We start from the raw sequence: 8,442 nt of genomic DNA on the forward strand, positions 1-8,442 counted from the left end.
TTTCCGGGTTCGGTTGATGACGGCGAGAACCTGCTGCGCCTGTTCACGGCTCATGCCTGATGTCGAGCTGTCCGGCGCCGGTGTCTGGGCGCGACCGGCCCCTGCCCCCATGCACCAGAGCAGCAGCCCGAATAGAACGACGCGCCACAGCATCAGCAGGCGGGATGACGATGCGCCCTGTCCGGTTCCGGGCATGCAGGCCTGTCCCCTGTTGTATAGGCAAGTATCCGTGGAGTGGCGCATCGTGTGCATTTCGTCCCGACTGCTGAACGCTGAATATCTGTCATGTAAATATTGTATGACCCATGCCATTTCTGGCAGACAATAAAGTTTATTGCAGACATGACAGTAAAAGCGCAGGGCACCGGAAGCCGGGCAGATATGCGATAAATTGGCCTACTCTTTTGTCAGTGGCTTGATCTGTTTATATTTATTTACAATACTTAATTTTTATCGGAATGAGATATATCTGTTAAATAGATATATTTCATAATTATTCTACGTGAAAATGAATATATGGGGCTTGAGGCCCTTTCGTCACGGCCGGGGATGCGCTGAATCCGGCTGTCATGTGACCAGACCTTCAGGAAGCGGCACGGTGGCGGGGCACGCAGGTACGCGCCCATGGACAAAGTAAACCCATGATCCGGTCTTTTACGCGTCAGTAACAGTTGCGTGTTTTTTCAGGAGCGGTATGGCGTCCGGGCTGCGTTCCAGCGCGCGTGCCAGCACGTCCTCCCCCAGCGCCCTGAGTGCGAGCGGGTGCATGGTATCGAGCGACGCACCGAGTTCCTGCCGTTCCGCATCGGTCAGATCCGGCTCATCCGCGATCCGCTGGCGCAGCGTCCTGATCGCCTGGGAGCCATTGAGCGTTACATGCATCTCGTCCGGCTGGTCCAGATAGGCGCGGCCCGCATTGGTGAGGGTACTCTCGCCCGTGATCCTGAGGTCATTGCCGGAAATGGTGACGCCCCCCTTGCACAGACCCTGCAATTCCAGATCCATGAGGTTCTTGGCGTATTGGGCTTCGTCCTCCTCGCGTGGCGGACGCAGATTGGCCGCGCCGCCATTTTCAGCCATGCAGCGGAGCAGCCTTGCCTGTAAGGCGCGATCAATCATGTCAGGTTCCCGTTTGCATACTGGTCCGGCGGCCATGGTGATCCGGCCGCGACGGACAGGCAATAAGCAGGATGGTAAACATGGTCATGCACGATTATTCACAATCCCACGGGCATGACATCATGATGATGATCGACCGGCCCCGTGGGTTTGCGTTTGTCGAAACGGCAAAAGTGATCGGGTGCCGCCTTTTTTCAGACCGGCGGCATTATCCTAAGGCGGGACCGATGGTGAAACGGCATCAGGCACCGATCGGCCAGGGAGAACGCCAACGGCCATGGTCATCAACGTGACAGGATCGCCGTGGCCCCGCCATAGATGTGGTAGAGGGAACTTGCCGGCATATGATCCGACAGGGGCATGCCATGCACGTCCAGACGGTCAATCCATCCACCAGACAGGCGCGCGGGGGCATATTTTTCAAAAAAGCACCGGCTCTGGCGTGCGATAAAGTCGTCAGCCCGTGGGTCTCCCTCGCGCGCCTGCAGCGCCAGAACACGGATGAATTCGGTCTGCGGCCAGATGCGCGTTGAATCCTCCAGCCGTTTGCCATGTTCGGTCATGGCGTCACAGACCACGAGTGTTTCCGGGTCCACGCCATGGGCCAAGGCGGCTTCCGCCAGCCTGCCTCTGGCAAGCCGCACGGCTTCCATGTTCGGGGCATTGGGGGCAAGCCGGGCGAATTCGGAAAAAAGCCATGACCATTCAAACAGATGGCCGGGTTCAACGCGATTATGCCCCGCCGCCTGAAGCGGTTCCCATGCGCTATCAAGGAACTCAAGCAGCATTCCCGTGCCGGGCAGGATGAAATGCTCAAGCGCCAGCGTAACCAGACGCTGGGCATAATCCAGATAGAACGGATCCCCTGATACATCGAAAAGCACAAGATATGCTTCCAGCAGATGCATATGGGGGTTCTGGCGGTGGATGGTGTCGGCCGGCGGCACGGTGTCCAGATAGCCGCCCCGGTCGGTCTGGAAAATCTGGTCGATTTCAAGCGCCGTTTCGCGCGCGACCTTCAGATAGGTCGGGTCGTTCGAGACACGATAGGCCCAGCCATAGGCAAACAGGATAAAGGCATGGGCATACAGGTCACGCCGCCGGTCCGCGGGGCGTCCATCCGGGCCAAGGGAGAAAATCCACCCTGCCGCGTCATCCGCATGCCAGTAACGGTTCTGGACTTCATGCAGGCAGGTCAGCGCCTGATCCGCCGTGGAACCAAAACCGTCAAGCTGCGCGCGACAATAGGTTGAAACCTGACGCGCCTGCACCATCAATCGGAGTGCCGGCAGCGGAATGGGCTGGCGGTCAAATGTCAGGCGTTCGTGAAACAGCCGACGCCCCGCGTCAAAACCGATACCCGACCAGAGGGGAAGTGCGTGTTCCGACAGCCATGCACGCCATGTATCCTTGGACAATTCGACACCTTTTTTTATTATTGACAGCGTATCCGCCCGGGATCGCTGCTTGGTTGGGAAAAGAGAGGAAAAACGCCCCTCACCACTCAGTAATAGAAGTCCGTGCCGTTCCATATCGTGGACCGGGATTTATCATTTTCAGAAACACATAAGGGGGGCACGCAACAATAGGCGTTCATTTCCGTATAGGCGGCACACAGGAAGTTATCCAGACTGCCATTGTGACAGGAACCATCCATAATATTTATGGTCAGTTCCATACGCCGAAGCGGGATGATCGCGCCGGTCAGTCTGGCCGCGCCCCGGGGGGAGATGGCATAGCCACACAGGCCAAAGGCTTCGCGTAACTTTATGGTCTGGGTTGTGATATTCCGGCTGGAGAACTGGCCGACATTTTTTTTGAATTTCGTATTATTGAAAACGAATGCTCCCTCCAGAATGGAAGGCACCATGTCCAGCGCCAGCAGGGCATCCGTGTTGTAGCCGAAAAGTATTATTTCCCAGTCACTATCAATAGTGTTCAGTATTTTTTCATACTGTTCTTCAAAATTTCTGCATAATATTGCATCATCTTCAAATATGCACGCAGTTTTCCCGCTTTCCATCACGCCACTCCACAATGAAATGTGTGACAGGGCGTTGCCTATGGCGGGATTGGTATAAATGCAGTCGGCACTAATAATGCCCCGGTTTATCAGTTCATCCCTGTCAATGGCATTGCCATCTATGGCGCTGAATCTTTTCAAGTTCCCTATATGGGCATTGTTGGCAAGGAAAGTCTCTCGCCTTTTCTCGTCCTTGTCCCGATTTATATATAAAAATACCATTTATAAAAACCGATCTGTCATATCTTGAAATCAGGCGGGCCGAATTCCATTCCATCAAAAAAGGAAAACGGAACTCAGCCCATCCATCCGGCTACTCTGAAAATACAGCCTTGCTTTCATCCCGTACGTTACTGGTGTCGTTACTCCGCGCCTTCTTGACCAGAGATGATGTCGAACGTCCTTCCAGAATATCGACCAGCGCGACACGGCCGCCATACTGTTTTACAAAGTCGCCGCCAACCACCTGATCTTCCGTATAGTCCGCGCCCTTGACCACCACGTTGGGGCGCAGCGCCATGATGGTTTCAAGCGGCGTGTCCTCATCAAACAGTACGACAAGATCAACATCCCGCAATGCCCCCATGACGGTGGCGCGGGCGATTTCGTCCTGTATCGGGCGGCTTTCACCCTTCAGGCGCCTGACGGAACTGTCCGTGTTCAGGGCGACGATCAGCTTGTCCCCTTCCCTTGCGGCGGCCGGATCAGGCCGATATGACCGGGGTGGATCAGATCGAAGCAGCCGTTCGTAAAGACGACCTGCGCGCCGTGCTGCCGCCAGTTGCGGACAATTTCCTTCGCCTCGTCAATGGTGGCGAGCATGCCCACGTCACTCATCTCGCTGCGCAGTTCGCGGCTCAGTTCCTCACGCGTGACGGTGGCGGTGCCGAGCTTGCTGACCGAGACGGCGGCGGCGGCGGCGGCCAGCACCACAGCCGTTTCCAGCATTTCGCCCGCTGACAGCACGCTGGCCACGGTCGCCAGCACCGTATCGCCCGCGCCCGACACGTCACAGACTTCGGAGCGGCGCGCCACGGCGTGCAGGCTTTCCCCATCGCGCCGCCAGAGCGTCATGCCCGCTTCGGATCGTGTCAGCAGCACATCGCCGCCGAACTGTTCCGAGGCCGTTCGCGCCGCGATGTCGATTTCCGTTTCCGTGTTGAGCGGCAGGCCCGTGGCCCGCGTCATTTCGGACCGGTTGGGGGTGATGAGGGTCGCGCCGCGATAGGCCTCGAATGTCTGGCGTTTCGGATCGACGATGACGGGAATGCCCTTTTCCCGCGCCGCGCCGATCATGGCGGCCAGCACCTTGTCCGACAGGACGCCTTTCGCATAATCCGAGCAGACCAGCACGTCGGCGTCCGCAAGGGCGGCCAGCCCGGCCGCGATCAGGCGATCTGGCGTATCGGGGGAGAGCGTGCCCACGCATTCCTGGTCAATGCGCATGATCTGCTGCTGTCCGCTCAGCACGCGCGTCTTGGTGATTGTCGTCCAGACGGGGTCTTCCACCAGACCCTGCAGGTTGACGGTTTTCCATGGGGCCATGACTTCGCGCAGCGTATGGGCCGCGCGGTCGGCGCCCACCATGCCAACCAGATTGACCCTGCACCCCAGCGCGGCCGCGTTGGCGGCGACATTCGCGGCCCCGCCGGGCACGGCCTGACGGTGGGAGTGAAGGAGAACCGGAACAGGCGCCTCGGGCGAAATCCGGTTGACCGACCCGAACACATACTGGTCGAGCAGGACATCCCCAATGATGCACAGACAGCCAAAATTGAAGTTTTCAATCATCCAGATTTACACAGCCAGCTATTCAGGAAGTGGAAAGAAGAGGGGTTATGAAAGCATCCAGACGGGCGCCGGTAAAGAGATATCCCGGTATGCCTGCCGCCTGCGCGGCCTGTATGTCCGTCTGCCGGTCACCAACAAGGAATGAGCCGTTCCTGTCAATATGGAAATCCCTGATCGCGCGTTCAATCATGCCCGGTCCCGGCTTGCGGTCGGGATGATCCTGCCTGTAGCGCTCGATTATGGCATCAGGATGGTACGGACACAGGTAAAATCCATCAATCCGCGCGTTCCATGCCCGCAACCTGTCCTGAATATGGGTGTTGAAGGCGTGGGCGTCCGCCTCCTCATACAGGCCACGCGCAATGCCTGACTGGTTGGTGACGACAATGGCCAGCCTGCCGCTTGCGTTGATGCGGGCGATGGCTTCAGGTGCGCCAGCGATGAATTCAAGCTCGTCTATCCGATGGGGATAACCTGTATCGACATTGATGACACCGTCACGATCAAGAAAAACTGCTGACTTCATTACATTCAAAATCTCAGATGGACCCGGCAGCCCTCCCCCATCGGGAAAGGGCTGACACAGGTTTACAGCTTTAACAGCCTGTTACCATAACATTTAATGTCAGCACCGGTTGCGAAAAAATATGACACGCCCGGCCCACCGGGCACGGGCGCGCCGTGAAGGTTCCCCTGGGTGGGCTTGCAGGCCCGGCGTCTGGGGGTCAGAAGCAGTTCCTGTCCTGCGCCACGGTCATGGCGTGGGCCGCCAGAAAGCGGAACTGGGCCTGCTCTTCGGGGAAGGCGGGAATGCCGTGGAGCGCATGCGATGATTTATGGTAGCGGTGCAGGCTGCCCGCCCGCCGCCACGGGCGGTCCGGATGCTGTTTGTTCCACAGGCTGATGGCCCGCAGTTCAAGTTCCTGATTATCTGCTTCATGATCTGACTGCGTCATGTCCATCTCCCTTACATCCATGCTGTGGGCGTTGGAACGGTCACGAGGTCTGTATCCGGGCAGGCATCTGCTGCTTCTGCGCCATGGCACAGGCAGCAACGCATCATGATAGTACAGGTTGCGCCTTATGGGTGTGTCAATGCATGACAGGACAGGGGGAAGCATGGTGTCCGGCATTGCCTGAAACCATACGACGCCAGCGGGCATGAAAGAAAACGGCAGAAGGAAGAAGCAGGGCCCCGCAAAGGGCGTGCGGGGCAGGTATTACGGAAGAAAGTGTGATTACACTTTAATACATTCAGTAACAATGAATTTCATCGTTGCCTCTATAATCCACATTTAGTGTTCATATGGTATGCGCGCCAGATGTTTTTGCAGGACTGTCATAATCAGCCTTACGATGACAGGCATTCAACATGTCCGCATGGTCCGCCGCCGGCTTCTGTGCGTGGTCGTGGCTGGCATGGGGCTGAAACCGGTTCCAGTGTGAGTGGACAGTACTGCGCGGGGTCGGTACCTGCCGATGTTTTAGCAATGCGTATCGGTTACCTTTAATAGATGCGGTCCTCCCTGCACCGAGTATTGATCATGGTGGGGTGTGTTGTCATCCTGTCGGCCTGCGCGTCCCATCCGCGCAGGATGGAATATGACCTCGACCCGGCGGATGAAGCGCATAGTTTCGCGCCACAGGATGAGGGTCCCCGCGACCATGGCGGTAACAGCCAGCTCTGGGCCGATATGCTGCGCACCGCCATGCGGGCCGGAATGGGCATGATCCATCGTTGAGAAGCTTTCTGGGGAAAGCGTCACCAAAAACTTCCTTACGATTTGCTTTCTGTCTCAAAAACAGGGGGTTCATGCGGTCTTCATAGTAAAATATGGACGCAATGGTTTTTATTTTGAATAAAAGACCTTCGTTATTCAGGGCGGACTACTTCCGGATCATGCGCGGGCCGACATAGTTAGGCCATATATTCACAATATAAATAGCCGCATGACGAAAAAGAGAAGACCTGATGCCTGAAAAGATTTTCTTTGTGGGGGCGATCCTGCTGGCTGGCCTGTGCGCCATCGGCCCGGCGGCACAGGCGCGGATGCACCGTATCAACCTCATGTTTGTATCACACCCTCTCGGTGACCGGCAGCGTGTCGGTTCGCCTTATGGGGTTGTGAAGGGCCATCATGCCGCCATGCCGGAAAAGGGCACGGCCTATGCCGGAGTTGAAGCGAAGTACGAGGGTCTTTCCGGCGGCCGGGCCTACGCCACGGGCATGAGTGTCGGGATCAGCCGGGCTTCGCACCGCAATGTTTTCCGTGACTGCATGATCCAGAACGGGGCGTGGGAATAGGTGCGCGTTACGGGCTGACCGGCCCGTGAACGATCAGGCCCCCGCACCCGCGTCCGCATCGCGCACAAGGCAGGTGATGGGGATGTGCCCGTGTTCAAAGGGCATGGTCGCCTGCCGGGGGATTTCACCCAGCAGGCTGTGCCACTGGCCTGTATGCTGTGGCAGGTCCAAGGCAAAATCCAGTTCCCGGCCCGCCGCCAGCGTGCTGGCGCAGGGCTGCATGGCCAGCGGTAGCCGGGGGGCCGCGACAAGCAGGCTCATGCCCGCGTAGCGACGCAGGAAGGCGATGGCATGGCCCTGATCCGGGCCGGTAATGGTGACGGGCTCATACGTGCCCCGGGCGAACAGGTCCGGATATTGCTGCCGGAATGACAGGACACGCCGGATCATGTCCTGCTTGATCCGCCCCGTGCGCCATGTGGCCGCCGCCGTGTCGAAGCTGGAGCACTGTTCCAGCAGGGCGGCGCGGTGGGCGAAATCCACCGGGGCGCGGTTATCGGGGTCAACCAGGCTGAAATCCCACAGGTCGCACCCCTGGTACAGATCCGGCACCCCCGGCGTGGTCAGGCGCAGCAGGGTCTGGGCCAGGCCGTTCAGCGCCCCGGCGGGCGCGATCCGGGCAACAAGGTCTTCAAGCTGTGACAGGAAATCCCCCGACGTATCGGGGTTGAGCAGCCGCTCGGTAAAGGCGGCGCAGGCATTTTCATAGTCCGCGTTGGGCGTGATCCAGTCCGTATGGCGCTTGGCTTCACGCAGGGCCTTGGTCTGCCATGTGGCGATACGGCGGTGAAAACGCGCGCGCGCCCCCCGGTCGGCAAAGGGGTCCAGCGGCCACGCGCCCACCAGTGTCTGGTACAGCATCAGTTCATCAATGCGGTCGGGCCCGGCGGCGTCGGTCGCGCCGTTACGGGCGAACCAGCCCTGCGCCAGCGTTTCCCATTGCGCGGCCATCTCGCTCAGGACCGCGAGGCGCGCGCGGCTGTCCTCGCCGCGTTTGTGGTCGTGGGTGGCGGTGGCCAGCAATGTGTCCGGGTGGTGGTTCAGGCGGTCCGCGCAGCGGATATGAAACGCGGGCACCGACAGGCTCAGCACGCCGGGGTCGGAGCCAACTTCGTTGCGCGACAGCAGGCGGGCGTAACGGTACAGGCCCGTATCTTCCAGCGATTTCGCGGCCAGCGGCGCGGTCAGGTGTTCGAATGCCTGC

At 58.7% G+C, this 8,442-nt stretch carries 8 protein-coding genes and 2 pseudogenes; 2 read left to right on the plus strand and 8 right to left on the minus strand.

What is annotated here, in order from left to right:
- From JCM25156_RS22165 to JCM25156_RS06660, 7 genes and pseudogenes are all read right to left on the minus strand, one after another.
- The coding region (locus JCM25156_RS22165) for a hypothetical protein (protein WP_034958663.1) at window positions 1-195 on the minus strand (195 nt) is incomplete at its 3' end.
- Window positions 196-654: 459 nt separating this feature from the next.
- On the minus strand, window positions 655-1,119 hold the full coding sequence (locus tag JCM25156_RS06630) for a hypothetical protein (protein WP_025812546.1): 465 nt from the start codon (window positions 1,117-1,119) through the stop codon (window positions 655-657).
- A gap of 284 nt (window positions 1,120-1,403) precedes the next feature.
- Entirely contained in the window at window positions 1,404-2,537 is a 1,134-nt protein-coding gene (locus tag JCM25156_RS06640; RefSeq protein WP_025812548.1) for an AGE family epimerase/isomerase, read from the minus strand.
- Window positions 2,538-2,623: 86 nt separating this feature from the next.
- The gene (locus tag JCM25156_RS06645) at window positions 2,624-3,364 is read right to left on the minus strand and encodes a glycosyltransferase family 25 protein (RefSeq protein WP_025812549.1); all 741 of its coding nucleotides are present in this window, start codon (window positions 3,362-3,364) and stop codon (window positions 2,624-2,626) included.
- 91 nt (window positions 3,365-3,455) lie between these two features.
- Window positions 3,456-4,933, minus strand: a pseudogene (gene rfaE2, locus JCM25156_RS22170) (D-glycero-beta-D-manno-heptose 1-phosphate adenylyltransferase).
- 22 nt (window positions 4,934-4,955) lie between these two features.
- Window positions 4,956-5,459: a D-glycero-alpha-D-manno-heptose-1,7-bisphosphate 7-phosphatase gene (locus tag JCM25156_RS06655; RefSeq protein ID WP_034958668.1), complete on the minus strand. Its 504-nt coding sequence runs from the start codon at window positions 5,457-5,459 to the stop codon at window positions 4,956-4,958.
- 199 nt (window positions 5,460-5,658) lie between these two features.
- Window positions 5,659-5,889: a hypothetical protein gene (locus JCM25156_RS06660; protein ID WP_242402516.1), complete on the minus strand. Its 231-nt coding sequence runs from the start codon at window positions 5,887-5,889 to the stop codon at window positions 5,659-5,661.
- 588 nt (window positions 5,890-6,477) lie between these two features.
- On the opposite strand from JCM25156_RS06660, the gene JCM25156_RS06665 reads away from it, so the two are divergent.
- Complete coding sequence (locus JCM25156_RS06665) at window positions 6,478-6,675, plus strand: hypothetical protein (RefSeq protein ID WP_025812552.1); 198 nt, start codon at window positions 6,478-6,480, stop codon at window positions 6,673-6,675.
- Window positions 6,676-6,905: 230 nt separating this feature from the next.
- Window positions 6,906-7,238 (plus strand): hypothetical protein, encoded by a 333-nt coding sequence (locus tag JCM25156_RS06670; protein WP_025812553.1) that lies wholly within the window; start codon window positions 6,906-6,908, stop codon window positions 7,236-7,238.
- A 33-nt stretch (window positions 7,239-7,271) separates the two neighbouring features.
- Here the strand turns inward: JCM25156_RS06670 and JCM25156_RS06675 are convergent.
- Window positions 7,272-8,442, minus strand: a pseudogene (locus JCM25156_RS06675) (malto-oligosyltrehalose synthase); the annotation flags it as partial.

The sequence above is a fragment of the Komagataeibacter kakiaceti JCM 25156 genome (genome assembly GCF_000613305.1).